This is a genomic window from Flavobacterium sp. GNP002 (genome assembly GCF_054343795.1).
The window spans coordinates 1,587,642-1,606,248 of the sequence record NZ_JBTGUW010000001.1 but is presented as its reverse complement, the minus strand read 5'-3'; the positions used below and the strand labels follow the sequence as shown (position 1 = coordinate 1,606,248).

General features: G+C 35.3%; 9 protein-coding genes and 1 pseudogene. 6 read left to right on the top strand and 4 right to left on the bottom strand.

Features of this window, described 5'->3' with window-relative positions; genetic code table 11:
- Positions 1-10 precede the first annotated feature (10 nt).
- Positions 11-1,918 (top strand): acetate--CoA ligase, encoded by a 1,908-nt coding sequence (acs, locus tag ACXX80_RS07005; RefSeq protein ID WP_458552609.1) that lies wholly within the window; start codon positions 11-13, stop codon positions 1,916-1,918.
- A 119-nt stretch (positions 1,919-2,037) separates the two neighbouring features.
- Here the strand turns inward: acs and ACXX80_RS07000 are convergent, their stop codons facing one another.
- From ACXX80_RS07000 to ACXX80_RS06985, 4 genes and pseudogenes are all read right to left on the bottom strand, one after another.
- Positions 2,038-4,944 carry an alpha-amylase family glycosyl hydrolase gene (locus ACXX80_RS07000; protein WP_458552608.1) on the bottom strand — a complete coding sequence of 969 codons (2,907 nt, stop codon included), beginning with the start codon at positions 4,942-4,944 and terminating at the stop codon, positions 2,038-2,040.
- Between the two features lie 64 nt (positions 4,945-5,008).
- On the bottom strand, positions 5,009-5,827 hold the full coding sequence (locus ACXX80_RS06995; RefSeq protein ID WP_458552607.1) for a SusE domain-containing protein: 819 nt from the start codon (positions 5,825-5,827) through the stop codon (positions 5,009-5,011).
- Positions 5,828-5,849: 22 nt separating this feature from the next.
- Positions 5,850-7,454 carry a RagB/SusD family nutrient uptake outer membrane protein gene (locus ACXX80_RS06990; RefSeq protein WP_458552606.1) on the bottom strand — a complete coding sequence of 535 codons (1,605 nt, stop codon included), beginning with the start codon at positions 7,452-7,454 and terminating at the stop codon, positions 5,850-5,852.
- A 41-nt stretch (positions 7,455-7,495) separates the two neighbouring features.
- Positions 7,496-10,294 (bottom strand): annotated as a pseudogene (locus ACXX80_RS06985) (SusC/RagA family TonB-linked outer membrane protein); the annotation flags it as partial.
- Positions 10,295-10,705: 411 nt separating this feature from the next.
- Between ACXX80_RS06985 and ACXX80_RS06980 the strand changes: the two are divergent.
- From ACXX80_RS06980 to ACXX80_RS06960, 5 genes are all read left to right on the top strand, one after another.
- Positions 10,706-11,728 carry a LacI family DNA-binding transcriptional regulator gene (locus ACXX80_RS06980; RefSeq protein WP_282731121.1) on the top strand — a complete coding sequence of 341 codons (1,023 nt, stop codon included), beginning with the start codon at positions 10,706-10,708 and terminating at the stop codon, positions 11,726-11,728.
- 189 nt (positions 11,729-11,917) lie between these two features.
- Entirely contained in the window at positions 11,918-13,438 is a 1,521-nt protein-coding gene (locus tag ACXX80_RS06975; protein ID WP_458552605.1) for an MFS transporter, read from the top strand.
- Positions 13,431-14,090, top strand: coding sequence for a beta-phosphoglucomutase (pgmB, locus tag ACXX80_RS06970; protein WP_458552604.1), 660 nt, complete (start codon positions 13,431-13,433; stop codon positions 14,088-14,090). Before ACXX80_RS06975 ends, pgmB begins: the two co-directional genes overlap by 8 nt.
- Before the next feature lie 93 nt (positions 14,091-14,183).
- Positions 14,184-16,487, top strand: a complete 2,304-nt coding sequence (locus tag ACXX80_RS06965) for a maltose phosphorylase MdxK (RefSeq protein WP_458552603.1) — start codon at positions 14,184-14,186, stop codon at positions 16,485-16,487.
- 292 nt (positions 16,488-16,779) lie between these two features.
- On the top strand, positions 16,780-18,585 hold the full coding sequence (locus ACXX80_RS06960; RefSeq protein WP_458552602.1) for a glycoside hydrolase family 13 protein: 1,806 nt from the start codon (positions 16,780-16,782) through the stop codon (positions 18,583-18,585).
- Positions 18,586-18,607: the final 22 nt, after the last annotated feature.

The window sequence follows — 18,607 nt, the reverse complement described above, 5'->3', positions numbered from 1 at the left end:
TACCAAAATCATGAGTTACTATAAAATTAACAATTTAGAAGAATACTTCAAACATTACAAAAAATCAGTTCGTGAACCCAAAAAATTCTGGGACAAAGTCGCGTCTGAAAATTTTACTTGGTACCAAGAATGGGATAAAGTAGTGGATTTTAATATGGCTGAAGCCGATATAAAATGGTTTACCAATGCAAAAGTAAACATTGTAAAAAACTGTATCGACAGGCATCTTGCCAAAAAAGGAGATAAAACAGCTATCATTTTTGAACCAAATGATCCAAATGAAGAAGCTTTGCATATTTCGTATAATGAATTGTACGAACGTGTTTGCAAAATGGCAAATGTCTTAAAAGAACAAGGCATACAAAAAGGAGATCGTGTTTGTATTTACTTGCCAATGATTCCTGAATTAGCAATTACCACTTTGGCCTGCGCCAGAATTGGAGCCATTCACTCGGTTGTTTTTGCAGGATTTTCCGCTTCGGCAGTTGCAGCAAGAATAAACGACAGCGAATGTAAAATGGTTATCACTTCAGATGGTGGCTATCGCGGGAACAAAACCATCGATTTGAAAAGTATCGTTGATGAAGCCTTATTGAATTGTCCTTGTGTTGAGAACGTTTTAGTGGCTAAAAGAATCAACTCAACTATCAAGATGAAAGAAGGTCGTGACCAATGGTTGCAACCACTCTTAGACCAAGCTTCTGATAATAATGTAGCAGAAATCATGGATGCCGAAGATCCTTTATTCATCCTTTACACTTCCGGTTCTACTGGAAAACCAAAAGGAATGGTACACACTACAGCGGGTTATATGGTGTATTCCGCCTATACGTTTAAGAATGTTTTTAATTATGAAGACAATGATATTTTCTGGTGTACCGCTGATATTGGCTGGATTACCGGACATTCTTATATTCTTTACGGGCCGTTATTGAACGGAGCTACTACGGTAATTTTCGAAGGCGTTCCGTCTTATCCTGATTTCAGTCGCTTTTGGCAAACCATCGAAAAGCATAAAGTGACCCAGTTTTACACGGCACCAACAGCCATTAGAGCTTTGGCAAAAGAAAGTATCGAATATGTACAAAGATATCAATTGACTTCTTTGAAAGTAATTGGATCTGTAGGAGAACCTATCAATGAGGAAGCTTGGCACTGGTACAACAACCACGTAGGAGACAAGAAATGTCCTGTTGTAGATACTTGGTGGCAAACGGAAACCGGAGGAATTATGATTTCGCCAATTGCTTTTGTAACGCCAACAAAACCTACTTATGCATCATTACCATTACCAGGAATCCAACCCGTTTTAATGGACGAAAAGCGCAACGAAATCGAAGGCAATCAGGTGACCGGAAGTTTATGTATTAAATTTCCTTGGCCAGGAATTGCCAGAACCATTTGGGGCGATCACCAACGTTATAAAGACACGTATTTTTCTACCTTTCCCGGTAAATATTTTACTGGCGACGGCGCTTTGCGTGACGAAGTTGGGTATTACAGAATCACTGGCCGTGTAGACGATGTGGTTATTGTTTCTGGACACAATCTGGGAACTGCACCTATCGAAGATGCCATCAATGAGCATCCTGCAGTTGCCGAAAGTGCTATTGTTGGTTTTCCACATGACATCAAAGGAAATGCCTTGTATGGTTTTGTAATTCTAAAAGAAACCGGAGAATATCGCGATAGAGAAAACCTAAGTAAAGAAATCAATCAACACATATCGGATCATATTGGACCAATCGCCAAATTGGATAAAATCCAGTTTGTTTCCGGTTTACCAAAAACCCGTTCCGGAAAAATCATGCGTAGGATTCTGCGTAAGATTGCCGAGGGAGATTACTCTAATTTTGGAGATACTTCAACCTTGTTGAATCCTGAAATTGTAGACGAAATCAAAGATGGTAAAATATAGTTTTTAGTTTTAATTGTTGTTAAAAACTGCTTCATTCATGGAGCAGTTTTTTTATACAAAAAAGGCTGTCTTGGTAGAGACAGCCTTTCAAACATTTAAAACAAAAGAAACAAACCGTATTATTCCTTAATGAACTTCAATATCTGAACTCCATTATTCTCATCATACGCTTTTACTATATAAAACCCTTTATTCAAATCACTAATTATATATTGATGTCCTTCGGATTGATTTGCATCAAACGTTTTTACCAATTGTCCTGTTATAGAAAAAATTTGAACTTTAGAAGTTGTAGCATTCAAAGTAAAATAACTGGAAGCCGGATTTGGATACAACGTAATCGTTGGTGATTTTTCGTAATCAGTTATTGCCAATGATGCTGTTTTATTACCGTAGATTCGGTATTCACCAGCCGGAATTGTTATCGGGTCATTTACATTAGTCACCGTGATTGTTGTATTATCCATCAAATTATACCACTGCCCCGTGTAAGGAAATCCAGTTGCTACATTTTGTGTGGTTACATTAAAATTAGCCAAGATCAAAACATCTTTAAGTTGGCTTGACGCCAAAGCACTATTGGTAATTTTAATATTTGGATACAACGAACTGGTATTCGACATAGTTGCAGTTCCTGAAAAAACAGGCTCTACCGTTTTCATCGTAATCATTTTGGACCAATAGTTATAAATTTCACTTCTATTGGTATCTCCAAGCCAATTATTAACCCATTGCGGTTGCTGTTTTGTATCTAATTTACAATCCCCAGATGTAGCATCTGACGAAGTATTTACCGTTCCATTGTTACACGCAAAAATAGAATTTTCCCAACCTAATTCCCCAAAGTGCCAAATCATCTTTGGTCCTGGAACCAATAAAGAGACAGCTCCAATTGCTGACATTCTAGACAAAGCTACATTTAGTGTTTTTACATTATGGGCTGCATTGGCACTATTCCCAAATTGCAAATTTTTATACATTAGTCGTTCTTCATCATGACTTTCGGCATAACCCATCAATCTATTTGTGGTAAAGCCTCTGCTCGTACTATTCATGCGAGAAATATTTCCAGAATATCCCATAGACAATTCATTGTATTGACTGGTCATTATTCCCCACATCATAATTCCCTTACTAATTCCATCAGACTCACCTGTAATTCTGTAATTCGCCCAAAGTTGCTCTTCATCATCATTCCCTAAGTGTTCAAAAATAGTATAATGTGTTGGGTCTAAACTCCAAGAATAATCAGCATATTTTCGCAATACATCCACTCGATCTTGTTGTTTAACACCAGTGCAGGCTTCTTGACCACCAGTAACATTGGTAGGACAATTTTGAGTAAATCCTTTGGTTAAATCCCATCGAAATCCGTCAATTTTATATTCTTCTACCCATTGTTTAATGACACGCTGCACATAGTTTTGCGTTCTTGGCTGTTGATGATTAAAATCTTCTCCTACACTATAACTGTGCATTGCCGTTGTATTAAAATAAGGATTTTCAGTTGAAGGAGAACCCCAACCATCACCATCAGGATCATTCATCCACATACGAAGCATTGGATTTCTTCCAAAAGCATGGTTCAATGCCACATCAAGAATAACGGCGATTCCGTTTTGATGGCATAAATCCACAAACTCTTTTAACTTATCCGAAGTACCATAGAATTTATCCAAAGCCATGTGAAAAGAAGTATTGTATCCCCAACTTTCATTGCCTTCATATTCCATCACAGGCATTAATTCAATCGCGTTTATTTTCAAATTTTTAAAATAATCGATTTTATTAATCAAGTCTTGATAGCTTCTGTTAGCATCAAAATCACGAACCAACAATTCATAAACAACTAGTTTTTCTTTTTCTGGTTTAATAAAATTTGTGGTGGCGCTACTCCAAGCATAAGCTGTTTTCCCAGTTTGCAATACCGTTACTTCTCTGTCTTGACCTACTGGATAAACCGGAAGATTTGGATAATTAGTAGCCGAAATAAAAGGATCATCAAATGGTGACAATACTAAAGTCGAATAAGGATCAGCAGTTTTCACTAAAGAAGGTGTTCCTGCAATAGGAGTAGCATCAACTACCCAATACTGATAGGTGTAATTTGTACCTGAAACCAATCCGGTTAATTCTAACCAAAATTTACCCGAAACAGGATCTTTTTTCATCGCATAAGTAGCTGTAGGCTTCCAACTATTGAAACTTCCTGCTACGTAAACAAAATCTTTGAATGGCGCATCCAAAACTAAAGTTGCCCTTGTAACATCAGCAGCATTATAATTGATTCCGTCTAATAAACCAGTCGGCATTGCCTCACTAACCACATTTGGATTCACAATAGCACTGAACTTTTTTGTGATTACAGTTGCCCCTTGGGTTGCCTGTAATTCGTAGTTTTGATTTCCTATAATATTTGTGTGATTAAAAGTATAGCTGGAAGTAGCTGTATTTGTGTTTAAAGTTGTTCCGTTTGACTTTAATACATAACTAGCGTTTCCACCGGTATTAGAAGCTGCAATATTCAAACTTCCACCTGAAGAAATAATTGTAGAATTATTTTCTTCAGGAGCTGTTAGTGTCACTTGAAACAATCCAACATTAAAAATAAAGTCAGAACAACTGGGAGCGAGTTTCAATGTTTGTGAACCATTTGCGTTTCTGAATACCATTCCCAGCTTGGTTGCATTTGCTTGTTGCGTTGCATTCAATCCAAAATAAGTACTTGGTGTAATAGTCTTACTCCAAGTACCGTTTCCGTTGTTTGTCATTAAACCAACACCATCGTCTGTTCCCCAATTCCCAACAACTGCAAACCCAAAGGCATTTGCGTCATCCCCTATACCCGCATGCATATATACTTTTGCAGGACTTATTCCCATAGTATTACAAGTGGCACTCGCAAACGAAACGGTAATTGTAATTTGGTCTGTAGCATTAAATGCAGAAGGCGCAATACTTACTTGTGCGTAGGCCAGAAAGGACAAAAAACCGACCAATAAACTAAATAAATATTTTTTTTTCATGTCTTTTTAGTTGTATAAAAAAAGGCTGCCAAACGACAGCCTTCTTTATGAATTAAAACAATACTTATTTTAAAGTAATTGTTTTGGCAGCATGATCAATCTTTAAAACTCTTTCAGCTGTAGTACCGGTATATTTAAAGTTATTATCGCCATCTAAAGCATCTACTAATTCTGAAGTAATTGCAAAGCCATTACTTGCATAATATGTATAATTACGACTAGATCCCCAGTTACCATCATTAGTGAAATTATTTCCTAAAAACACTCTAAATGAATCATTATTTTTTAACACAAGAGCAACCTCATAAACATCTGTTTTACCAGCAACCAATGGAAATTCTGTTTCACTATCACCGCTCCAAGACCATCCGCCCGGTGTAGCAGCCCCAACTAGCCAATGAGAACTTGCAAGTGGTACACGATAAGGAGTAACTTTTATAGTAAAAGAATTAGACACTTGAGGTGTTGATCCTACTCCACCTATAGTAGATTTAATACGAATATCTACTTGTGACTCAACTTTAGCAGGGAATCCAGCATTTATTAAAGCTGCGTTAAGCTCTCCTACCGTTAGGCTTTTAAAACGACTTGTTGTTGTTGCTACAATATAAGGAGTTGCAAATTTAGTACCTGTTTTTGCAATCTCAATACTGTAATTCACTACTGTTGCACTACCCGCATAAGTAGCGTCATCCCACACTGCGGTTGTAACGACATCATTTTCAGTTGCTTTAGAAAGTACACTATTGAAATCTGATTTTGGAGTAAGCAACACTGGAGCTGTTGCAGCTGTAATTACTGGTCTGTTTTCTACATCATCAGCATTACATGACACTGCTAATACGCTAATAAATACGATTAAAATTTTATTTAAATTTTTCATTTTCAATGATTTTTTATTAAGATTAATATCCTATGTTTTGTTTTAATGTTGGGTTTGCTTGAATTGCTGTAGCCGGAATTGGCATAAGGTTTCTGTATGATTCTGTCGATGTCCCATTCTTCACACCGCCTTTCCATTGCCATAACTTAGCAGATCCCGTAAATTTGTCAAAACGAATCAAATCGGTTCTTCTATGACATTCCCAGAACAACTCTCTACCTCTTTCTGCAAGAATAAAATCAAGCGTTAAATCCGTAGCAGTTATTGCAGTTGCACCTGCTCTAGTTTTTAATTTATTAATGTAACCAACTGCTGTTGGAATATCACCACCAGTGCCGCCTCTTAGAGCAGCTTCTGCATACATCAAATACACATCAGCCATTCTAAACATAGGAAAATCAGTATCCGGTATATCATTTCTTTGGGCTGCACTTCCGTCTGCTTTTTTGTTGGTAAATTTAGTTACTGCATAACCATCCGTAAATTGTCCAATAGTATTAATATCTAAAGTCTGACCATTTTTATAAAATGTACCTCTTTTATCCCCAACACCGTTTTCGTCTGGAAAGGATTGAACAAATTCTTTTCTTGTTCTAATTCCCCACCATCCACCATCCATACCTCTATCACTTGCTGTCATAGAACCTCCAATAGAAGCATGCATAATAAAACTCATTCCTGCACCTGTAGCTCTTATGAAGTTTCCATCACTTACAACAGGGAAAATTATTTCATTTTGCGCTCCATTGGTATTGTTATCCGCAGAAAACAAATACGCATAGGGAACATTAGCAAAAGAATAACCTGAATTAATTACTTCTTTACAAGCGGTAATACATTCTGTATTTTTAGCAGTTCCCGTATATACTTTTGCATTCAGGTAAATTTGTGCCAATAAAAATTTAGCAGCAGTTTTATCAATTCTTCCGTATTCATTAGTCTTTGATGCCTTTAGACTTGAATCTAGATCTTTCAATTCTTTTTCCACAAAAGCAAAAACTTCTGCTCTCGATTTTTGAACGGGATTATAAAAACCTACAGGATCTGCCTCGGTTGTAATAGGCACATTCCCAAACAAATCCATTAATTGCACATAATCAAAAGCTCTCAAAAAACGAGCTTCTGCCCTAAAAGTTGCTATTTCCGCTTTCAAAGCAGCATCAACGCCTCTTTCAGTTAATTTGTCATCGCTAGTTTGTCTTAGAAATTCATTAGCAAGACTAATTTGATAAAAAGACCTAGAGTACACACCGTACAAAAATTCATTACTTGGACTCCATGTTTGGGTGTTCATCGTAGGCAATGAACCATCTGCCCAAGCAATAATTGCTTCATCAGTAGTAAACTCCTGGGTCACAAACAGCAATCTTAGATAACTGCTAAAATCTCCTCCGATACCTGAAATATCCCCTTGACCATCTCCATCGTTTCCTCCTACATATAAACCCGCATATAACTTAGCTAAAACCTGTTTGTAAGAAGCTGGATTTTTGAAGAAATCATCCGTTAGAAATTCATCATCATCTTTCGGTGTTACATTCAAGTCATCTGTACATGAAGTAAAAGCAATATTTAGTCCTAAAATCATTAGAAGTAAATAAGCTGTTTTTTTAAATGATATTTTCATTTTATTTGTTTTTAAATTTTATTTATATAAATAATATATAATTAGAAATTAGCATTTACGCCAAACACAAAAGTTCTAGCACGTGGGTAAACTGAACCGTCAACACCTGAAAAATTTTCCGGATCTAAACCTTTGTATTTACTAAAGACTAAAGCATTTTGAACACCTAATGAAAATCGTAATGAAACATCTTTAAGTAATGATTTATCCATACTATACCCAACAGTTACGTTATCTAATTTTATAAAAGAAGCATCTTTGACAAAATAGTCAGACAAATAACGTTGCGTACCATTATCCTCAAAAGTGAACCCTGTTGCATAATAATCCGGCGTAATATTCGCTAAATCCGAATCTCTTCGCAATGCCGCTTGCAAATATCCTTTGTCTGAATTGATGTTATCGAAGATGAAATTTCCTAAACTAGCCCTCCAGCTCATTGACAAATCAAATTTCTTATAGTTTAAGTTACTAAACAATCCAAAGGTATGGTCGGCATTAGGCTTATGGAATCTGTATCTATCGTTATTATCAATTTTCCCATCAGCGTTTCTATCCACATAAGCCCCTTGAATAGGTTTTTTGTTTGCATCATACAATTGCTCAAACACATAGAATGCACCCGGATTAAATCCAACTGTATTGATTTTTACCCTATTATTGCTTCCTCCAGCAATATTATCTCCAGTTAAATATCCTTGAAATTCAGGAACGGTAAGGCCTAAATTTGTTATTTCTTGTTGTATATAAGTTGTATTGAATGCAACATTCCAGTTTAAATTGTCGTTTTTAACTATGTCAGCATTAATATTGAATTCAACACCATTAGTGGTAACTTTTCCAATATTAGAGAAGCCTGAGTTTCTTAAGTTTGCGCCATCTGGGTAGGCAATTTCAGCTAAAAGATCGGTTGATTTTTTGCTAAAATAATTCACAGATCCATTGATTCTGTTATTGAACAATCCGTAATCAAAACCAAGGTTTATTTCTTTTATATCTTCCCACTTGATATCCTTATTATACCCTTCCGTCTTTGCAACTTGGTAAGCGGTATCGCCAAACACATAATTAGAACTTGTAGTACCCAAAGTAACTCTTCTTAAATAATCATAAGAAGCAGATATATCTTGTTGTCCTGTTGATCCGTACCCTAATCTTAATTTTAAGGCTGAAATTGTTTTACTGTCTTTTAAGAATGACTCTTCTGCAATGTTCCATGCAAAGGCAGCTCCAGCAAAATTACCCCATCTGTTTTCTTCAGAAAAACGAGAAGTTCCATCTCTACGATAATTTACAGTAAGCAAGTATCTACTGTCATACCCTAAATTAACACGTCCAAAATAGGATTGTAAATTAATATCTGCATCAGTAGCAACGTCTTCAGCTGGGTTTGGTCTTCTTAAATCTCCACTAACGTAACCTTCTCTTTCAAACAATTGGTAGTTGTACCCTCCTGTCAAATCAACCTTGAATTTACCAAATTCTTCAACATAGTTCAAGTAGGCATTCAAGTTTTTGTTTTGACGCGAATCGGTATAGGTTTTATAATCTCCTAAATCGGTCCATTGTCCTGAAGAAAATGTTTTTGGTTGATATCCAGTAATACTTTGTGTACTTGTTTCTTCAAAACCATTACTATCAAATTTATCAATACCCAATTCAGCAACCGCTTTTAATGCTTCTAAAAAATGAAATTTATAATCTACTCTAACATTACCCCATTTTCTGGTCGAAGTAGATCTTCTGTTATTTTGATTCAATAAAGCAACAGGGTTTTTTGCGGCGAGTAAGTTAACATCTCCATTTGCTTCCAACCATTCAAAATAACCATTATAACGAGAACCCGCTTGGTAAACCGATTGCGTAGGATCAAATCCTATAGCGCTTCCGATTACTCTTCCTTCGTCTTGAAATTGGTTTTTACCAAATGACAAATTACCATTAAGATCAATTTTTAAATGATTTTTAAAAAATGTTGGGTTCAAAGACAACGATGTGGTCGTTCTTTCAAACCTGGTGTTTTTCAAAATCCCTGGTGTATTCGTATTTCCAACAGAAAGTCTGGCAGGAACTTTCTTGAATAAAGAACCACTTAAAGAAATGTTATTATCCGAAGTAAAAACGTTACTAAATATTTCATCCTGCCAATCTGTATTAGCGGTACCTAATTTTGCTTTTTGTGCAGCAGAACCATTTGCGTTTACCAAAGCACGAAATTGATCCGCACTCAAAACATCTACTGTATTGGTTACTGTACTTAAACCGGTTTGCGAATTAAATGAAACTTTCAATCCTTCTTTAGAACCTTTTTTTGTTGTAATTACAATTACTCCATTTCCAGCTCTAGATCCATAAATTGCGGCTGCAGAAGCGTCCTTTAAAACCGTAAAAGTTTCGATATCATTAGGATCTATAGTTGATAATATACTGGTAGATCCGTTTGGCACAGCATTACTTAACGGAAGTCCGTCCAATACAATTAATGGCTCATTGGAAGCATTCAAAGATGACCCTCCTCTAATTCTAATGTTAGCTTTTGCACCAGGTGATCCGCCACCGGTAATACTTACTCCCGCAACGCGCCCTGTAATCAAGCTTTCGGCAGTAACATTTTGTCCTTTATTAAAATCTTTCGAGCCTAATACAGTTACTGCTCCAGTAGCATCTTTTTTCTTAACCGTACCGTAACCTACTTGGATTACAACTTCTTTTAATTGATTTGCATCTTCTTCTAAAGAAACGTTAAATGATTTTTGGGCAACATAATCCACAACAGTATTTTTATATCCTATGTAAGAAAATACGATTTTATCGCCTTTCTTAACGCTAGATAACTGATATTTACCATCAAAATCAGTAGAAACACCATTAGCGACACCTTGTACATTTACATTTACCCTGGAATTGGCTGTCCTGAGACTTTATCAAGAACAGTTCCGCCAACAGTGTTCTGAGCCAGAATACTAAAAGGGAGTAGCAGTAATAAAATTAACAACTTTTTATAAATTGTTTTCATACTTTTTGTTTAAATTAATTTAATTTTTTGTTGAGTTTTCAACCTTAACTATTACTTCGAATGTTAAATTTATGTAAATTTTGTCACGTCCGACAAGGCCCCATTTTATTTGACTTACGAAAACGTAATAGTGTTGAAAACTTTCTGATTTACATAAATTTTCATCAGTTTAATTACCATTTATAAAATTTAATTTTATCTTTATTAAGAAATAATTTTTTACCACATCTTCAACATGAAAAGGAAAATAACGCTTAAACAAATTGCAAAAGAATTAGATGTGTCCATTTCTACCGTTTCAAAATCCTTGAGAAACAGCCTCGAAATAGGCGAAGAAACCAGACTAAAAGTGCAGGCATTTGCTAAATTTTACCACTATAAGCCAAACAACATAGCACTTAGTTTAAAAAACAGAAAAACCAAAACCATCGGAATTATTATTCCCGAAATAGTCCACCACTTTTTTTCAACAGTCATTAACGGAATCGAACAAGTTGCAAATGAAAATGGATATAGCGTTATCATCTGTCTGTCAGACGATTCATTTGATAAAGAAGTACTTAATATGGAAATGCTTGCCAATGGCAGCATTGACGGCTTCATAATGTCACTTTCAAAAGAAACCCAATTCAGAGGTGATTTTCATCATATCACAGAAGTCATCAATCAAGGAATGCCCGTTGTAATGTTTGACAGAGTTACCAATGATATCCTTTGTGACAAGGTAATTATAGACGATAAATATGCAGCATATGAAGCAGTTCAAAGTTTAATTGATAAAGGACGAAAAAAAATTGCCCTAGTTACCACCGTTGATTATGTAAGCGTAGGAAAACTAAGGACTGATGGGTATACGAAAGCACTTCTTGATAACGGAATCCCTTTTAATGAGAATCTAATCATCAAAATTGAAGACATCGACACCTGCGAAATAACCATTGGAAAACTACTGGAAGACAAAGCTATTGATGCTGTTTTTGCAGTAAATGAACTTTTTGCAGTTACCATAATCAAAACGGCTAATAAAATAGGACTGAATGTCCCTAATGACTTAGCAGTTATTGCCTTTACAGATGGTATAATTTCCAAATATTCTACACCTACTATTACTACTGTAAGTCAGAGTGGAATAAAAATGGGAAATAAAGCCGCAAAAATGCTAATTGAAAGACTCGAATCTGAAGAAGATGAAGAGGACGAAAACTATAAAACTGAAGTAATTGAAACCCATTTGATAGAAAGAGAATCAACTAATTAATTTTTATTTGTTAGTTTATTCATTACTACAACCTTGTAGTTGGAAATGTTTCCTTTTATTTCTTTCTGAAAAACAAAAGTTTGAAATATATTTTTATATTTACCCGTTCAAAGCTTCAACTTTTACTTCGAAAATAAGATAAGTTTTGATAAGCATAGCGCTTATCGTATTAATTTTTAAATTACGATAATGGAAAAGCGTAAATTAAGTTTTTGGCAAATTTGGAACATGAGTTTCGGTTTTCTAGGAATACAATTTGGTTTTGCACTGCAAAACGCAAACACTTCAAGAATTTTTGAAACATTAGGTGCAAAAGTTGATGAAATCCCTATTTTATGGATTGCTGCTCCTGTAACAGGTTTAGTTATCCAACCCATAATTGGTTATTTTAGTGATAGAACTTGGACAAGATTAGGCCGACGCAGACCTTATTTTCTGATAGGTGCCATCTTATCATCGATAGCCTTATTTATAATGCCCAATTCTCCTTCGTTGTGGATTGCTGCAGGAACATTATGGATGATGGATGCCTCAATCAACATTTCAATGGAACCTTTCCGTGCCTTTGTAGGGGATAATTTACCCGAAAAACAGCGTACTTTAGGTTTTGCTATGCAAAGTTTTTTCATTGGATTGGGCGCCGTTGTTGGCTCCTTACTCCCTTACATTTTCACAAATGTTTTTGGCGTAAGCAATACCGCAGCAGAAGGAATCATCCCAGACTCTGTGAAATGGTCCTTCTATATAGGAGGAGTTGTTTTTCTATTGGCTGTGTTGTGGACTGTTTTTAAATCTACTGAATATTCTCCCGCAGAATTAGAAGCTTTTGAACAAAAAGATAAAGACATTAAAGAAGTAGTTCCAATTGAAACTGAATTTGAGACTAAAGCGAATATCAAAAGACAATTCAATTTAGGACTTATAATGACCCTGTTAGGAAGTATTATTTCTTTTTTTATTTACGAAAACGGACTTACTAAAGAACTCTATATTTTATTTGTAGGCTTAATTGTGATTGGAATTTTATTCATGGTTACTTCCAGACTTAGAGTTGTCCAAATAAAAAATGGTTTCACAATCATCATGACCGATTTATTGAACATGCCCACTACAATGAAAAAATTGGCTTGGGTTCAATTCTTTTCTTGGTTTGCACTTTTCTCTATGTGGATTTACACGACACAAGCCGTTACACAGCATATTTTCGGAACAACAGATACAACTTCAAAAGTGTATAATGATGCTGCTGACTGGGTATCCGTACTTTTCACGGTTTATAACGGAGTAGCCGCTGCAGTTGCTTTTCTATTGCCTGTAATAGCAAAAAAAGTAGGTGTTCGATCTACACATTTATTGGCATTGTGCTCTGGTGGTATAGGATTACTTTCTATTTATTTTATTGGAGACAAATATTTATTATTAATTCCAATGTTAGGAGTTGGTATCGCATGGGCAAGTATTTTATCAATGCCTTACGCAATGTTATCAGGTGTTTTACCCGCTGCAAAAATGGGTTATTACATGGGAGTTTTCAACTTTTTTGTAGTTATTCCTCAAATTGTTGCCGCAACAATCTTAGGTTTTATTGTCAAACAATTTTTCCAAAACGAACCTATTTACGCATTATTAATTGGCGGAGTATCGATGATATTTGCCGGTTTACTAACCCTTAGAGTAAACAACAGAACAAAAATTGAAATTCATGAATAATAGAAAAGCATTCATATTTGACCTGGACGGAGTAATTGTTGACACAGCAAAATACCATTATTTAGCGTGGCAAAAAATCGCAAATGAACTAAATATTGAATTCACACTGGAACATAATGAATTATTAAAAGGAGTCAGCCGCGTGCGCTCTTTAGATATTATATTAGAATTAGGAAAAGTGGAAGCTTCACAAGAAGATAAAGACCGATGGTTAGTTCAAAAAAATGAGGATTATTTATCCTATTTAGTTGACATGGACGAAAGCGAAATTCTTCCCGGAGTTTTTCCAGTTTTAAAATTTCTAAAAGAAAAAAATCAACCGATAGCATTGGGTTCTGCGAGTAAAAATGCGAGACCTATTCTAGAGAAAACAGGAATATTATCTTATTTTGATGTTATCGTAGATGGAAATGATGTTACCAATGCTAAACCTGATCCTGAAGTTTTCCTGATTGCAGCTAAATTATTAGACACAAAACCGGAAGACGCCTTTGTTTTTGAAGATTCAGTGGCAGGAGTTCAAGCAGCCAATATTGGAAACATGACCAGTATAGGAATTGGGGAATCTGGTATTTTGCATGAAGCAAAATACATCTTTAAAGATTTTACACAAATAGACACCAACTTCATAGAAGATTTAATAAACAGATAGAATAAAAAATAATAGGTTCTATAAACGGTGACAAAACCATAACATAGAACCTTTAAACCATACATTTTTCAAACTTTAAACAACAAAGAAAGAATGAATCAAGATTATATAAAACCCGATAATTGGTCCATCATAGAAGAAGGATTTGATGTAGAGAGCGTAAAATCATCTGAAAGTTTGTTCAGCATTGGTAACGGTGCAATGGGACAACGTGCTAATTTTGAAGAAAATTATACTGGAGAAACATTCCAGGGAAGTTATATCGCCGGAATATATTATCCGGACAAAACTAAAGTGGGCTGGTGGAAAAACGGATATCCGGAATATTTTGCCAAAGTTTTAAATGCTCCAAACTGGATTGGAATCGATATCGAAATCAACGGAGAAAAATTAGATTTGAATACATGTTCCGAAGTGAAAAATTTTCGCCGTGAGCTGAATATGAAAGAAGGATGGTACAATCGTTCTTTTGAAGCCACATTGAAAAACGGAACCGAAATTGCAGTTACTATTCGCCGTTTTCTTTCTATCGTTCTGGATGAAGTTGGAGTTATTAATTACGAAATCACACCTTTGAACAAAGATTCAAAGATAGTTTACAAACCTTATATTGATGCTGGTGTAACCAATGAAGATGCTAACTGGGAAGAAAAATTCTGGGAACCACTTGAAGTAAAAAAATCAGGGAATGAAGGTTTTGTAACCGCTCAAACGTTCAAAACACATTTCAAAGTAACCACTTTCATGCAAAATAGCATTTTGACTAATGGTGAAAAAACGTCTATTTCTCCTTCCAATATTGATGCAACTTCTGATAAAATTCAATTTAGTTATGATGTAATTGTGGGTCAAGGCCAAAAATCATCTATCCAAAAAATTGGCGGTTACACGGTATCTTTAAATCATGAAAATACTATTAATGCTGCGGAGAAAGTGATTCAATCAGCATTAACATTAGGATACGACAAAATGTTGCAGGACCAGATTAATGCTTGGGCAAAAATTTGGGAAATGTCAGACATTACAATTGATGGCGATGTAAAAGCACAACAAGGAATTCGTTTCAATATTTTTCAGTTGAACCAAACTTATTTAGGAAAAGACTCTCGATTGAATATTGGTCCAAAAGGATTTACCGGAGAGAAATATGGTGGTTCTACCTATTGGGACACCGAAGCCTATTGTATACCTTTTTACATGGCGACCAAAGACCAAGAAGTAGCTCGAAATCTATTGACCTACCGCTACAATCAATTGGACAAAGCCATAGAAAATGCTGCAAAGTTAGGATTTACTAACGGTGCTGCTTTGTATCCAATGGTAACCATGAACGGCGAGGAATGTCATAACGAATGGGAAATTACTTTTGAAGAAATTCATAGAAATGGCGCCATCGCATTTGCCATTTACAACTTTTACAGATACACCGGCGATTACAGCTACATCCCTGAAAAAGGACTAGAAGTATTAATAGGAATTGCTCGTTTTTGGCATCAAAGGGCCAACTTTTCAACAAATTTAAACCAATACGTAATTCTTGGTGTTACAGGTCCAAACGAATATGAAAACAACGTAAACAATAATTTCTATACCAATTATATTGCAAAATGGTGTTTAGAATATACGTACGAACAAATTCAAAAAGTGTCTCTGGAATATCCGAAAGATCACAAAAGAATTTCGGAAAAAGTAAAAATCTCGGATTCCGAATTACAATCTTGGAAAAAAGTTTCGGATAATATGTACTTCCCATTTTCAGAAGAACATAATGTTTACTTGCAGCAAGACGGTTTCTTGGACAAAGAATTAGTTCGCGTAGCCGATTTGGATAAAAGCCAAAGACCTATCAATCAAAAATGGTCTTGGGATAGAATTTTACGTTCGCCTTATATCAAACAAGCCGATGTTTTACAGTGTTTTTATTTCTTTGAAGATCATTTTTCGAAAGAAGAACTAAAAAATAATTTTGAATTTTACGAATCCTTTACGGTTCATGAAAGTTCACTTTCGCCTTGCGTACACTCGATTCAAGCAGCTTTATTGGACAAAATGGACATGGCATACACGTTCTATTTAAGAACGTCACGTCTGGACTTAGATGATTACAATAAAGAAGTAGAAGAAGGATGTCATATTACCTCAATGGCCGGAACTTGGATGAGTATCGTTGAAGGATTTGGCGGAATGAGAATTAAAGAAGATACGCTTCATTTTTCTCCAAAAATTCCAAAAGAATGGGAAGGCTACTCGTTTAAAATTAATTTCAGAAATCAAATTTTAAAAGTAGCAATCAATCATAAGGAAACAACTTTTTCAATTGATGGCAACAAAGAATTGAAAATCATAGTAAATGGTCAGCCTGTAGTCGTTAAGTCTGAGAATTTAGTTACGGTATAATAAACAATTGCTAGAACTTGTAGTTAATTCTATCATTTGATTTCAAGCCTCGGTAGGCTTACTAACAATCCCAATTAACATTGGGATTGTTTAATTGATAACTGTTCTTAATCCAAATTTGAGGATTTCAATTTTTATAAAATCGGCTAACTATTTTAAAGTAAAAAAGATTTTATTTTAAGTGAGAGAAAAATCTAATGCCAATAAAATATATTTAGCAATGAATAAAATAGGTTCGTTTCCGCTCATAAATAGGAGCTTTCTAAAAAAAATAACCTTATTCCTTTTTTTTATGTCTTTAACTTTAAACGCTCAAATCGACAAAGTTGAACCGCCTTTTTGGTATGCAGGAATGCAAAACCCAGAACTGCAAGTTCTTTTTTATGGTAAAGACATTTCTCAATACCAAGTCACGGTTTCTAACGGTATAAAGATAACTAACGTAAAAAGAACTGAGAATCCCAACTACATTTTTGTCACAATAGACACCAAAAAAGTAGCTGCCTCTGATTTCGTTTTTACTTTTAAAAGCAAAAACAAAGAAACGTTTACACAAAAATATTCTCTGAAGAAAAGAAGAGCAAATTCTGCGCAACGCAAAAGCTTTGATTCTTCGGACATGATGTATTTATTGATGCCCGACCGCTTCGCCAATGGAAATAGAAATAACGACAGCGAAAATTCGACCCAAGAAAAATACAATCGAGCATTACCCGGCGGAAGACACGGTGGCGATATAGAAGGAATTATAAAAAACCTGGATTATATTGAATCCTTAGGTGCAACAACCATTTGGAGCACGCCGCTTTGTGAGGATAACGACGCTAAGTTTTCGTATCACACTTACGGCCAATCTGATGTGTATAAAATAGATCCTCGCTATGGAACTAATGCTGATTATGCTAAATTGGCTTCTGAAATGCATAAAAGAGACATGAAACTGGTAATGGATTATGTGACGAATCACTGGGGAATTGAACATTGGATGATGAAAGATTTGCCCACAAAAGAATGGATCAATCAATTCGACACGTACACCCAATCCAATCATAAAAGAACGGTTATTCATGACACGAATGCATCTGAAATTGATAAAAAAATTGCGATAGACGGTTGGTTTGTTCCTTCGATGCCCGATTTAAATTTAAAGAATCCTTTGACTTTAAAATACCTGATTCAAAATGCGATTTGGTGGATTGAATACGCTGATTTGGACGGTTTCAGAGTCGACACCTACAATTATTCCGACCCAAAAGGAATTGCAAAATGGACTAAATCCATTACAGATGAATACCCAAATTTTAATATTGTAGGAGAAATTTGGATGCAAAGTCAAGCACAAATGGCCTATTGGCAAAAAGACAGTAAAATTGCTCAAATTCAGAATTACAATTCGTATTTACCAAGTGTAATGGATTTTACATTGTATGAAGCAACCAGCAAAGCGTTTAATGAAGATGAAGGTGCGTGGGACAAAGGAATGGTCAAAATGTATGACAATTTCACTAATGATTTTCTATATCCAAACATCAATAACATGTTGATTTTTGTCGAAAATCATGATACCAATCGGTTCAATCAAACCTACGCAAACGACATCAGAAAATACAAAATGGCAATGACTTTGATGGCAACCGTTCGAGGAATTCCACAATTGTATTATGGAAGCGAAATAGGAATGGCCGGCGACAAAGACAAAGGCGATGCTGATATTCGTCAAGATTTTCCAGGCGGTTGGGAAGGTGATGAAAACAATGCTTTTGTCGAAGAAGGAAGAACCCCAGGACAAAGCGAGTATTTTAATTTTACTTCAAAGTTATTCAATTGGAGAAAAACAAAAGCGGCAGTACACTTTGGAAAAATGACACATTACATTCCAGAGAACAATACCTACGTTTATTTTAGATACAACACAAATGAAACGGTAATGGTTTTAATAAACAATAGCAACGATACCAAAACTGTAAACACGCATCGTTTTAAAGAAAACATAAAGAACTTTAAGACAGGAAAAGATGTGATTTCTGAACTTACATTTGACGTTACAAACGAAATAATAATAGAACCTAAATCGGTTTTGATTTTAGAGTTGAAGTAACACAAACCACATCAAAAGCTAA

Excerpts from the sequence above, each read along its gene's own strand:
- ACXX80_RS06975 (WP_458552605.1), top strand. The coding sequence starts at position 11,918 with ATGGAAAAGCGTAAATTAAGTTTTTGGCAAATTTGGAACATGAGTTTC.
- ACXX80_RS06965 (WP_458552603.1), top strand. The coding sequence starts at position 14,184 with ATGAATCAAGATTATATAAAACCCGATAATTGGTCCATCATAGAAGAA.
- ACXX80_RS07000 (WP_458552608.1), bottom strand. The coding sequence starts at position 4,944 with ATGAAAAAAAAATATTTATTTAGTTTATTGGTCGGTTTTTTGTCCTTT.
- ACXX80_RS06960 (WP_458552602.1), top strand. The coding sequence starts at position 16,780 with ATGTCTTTAACTTTAAACGCTCAAATCGACAAAGTTGAACCGCCTTTT.
- ACXX80_RS06995 (WP_458552607.1), bottom strand. The coding sequence starts at position 5,827 with ATGAAAAATTTAAATAAAATTTTAATCGTATTTATTAGCGTATTAGCA.
- ACXX80_RS06980 (WP_282731121.1), top strand. The coding sequence starts at position 10,706 with ATGAAAAGGAAAATAACGCTTAAACAAATTGCAAAAGAATTAGATGTG.
- ACXX80_RS06990 (WP_458552606.1), bottom strand. The coding sequence starts at position 7,454 with ATGAAAATATCATTTAAAAAAACAGCTTATTTACTTCTAATGATTTTA.
- acs (WP_458552609.1), top strand. The coding sequence starts at position 11 with ATGAGTTACTATAAAATTAACAATTTAGAAGAATACTTCAAACATTAC.
- pgmB (WP_458552604.1), top strand. The coding sequence starts at position 13,431 with ATGAATAATAGAAAAGCATTCATATTTGACCTGGACGGAGTAATTGTT.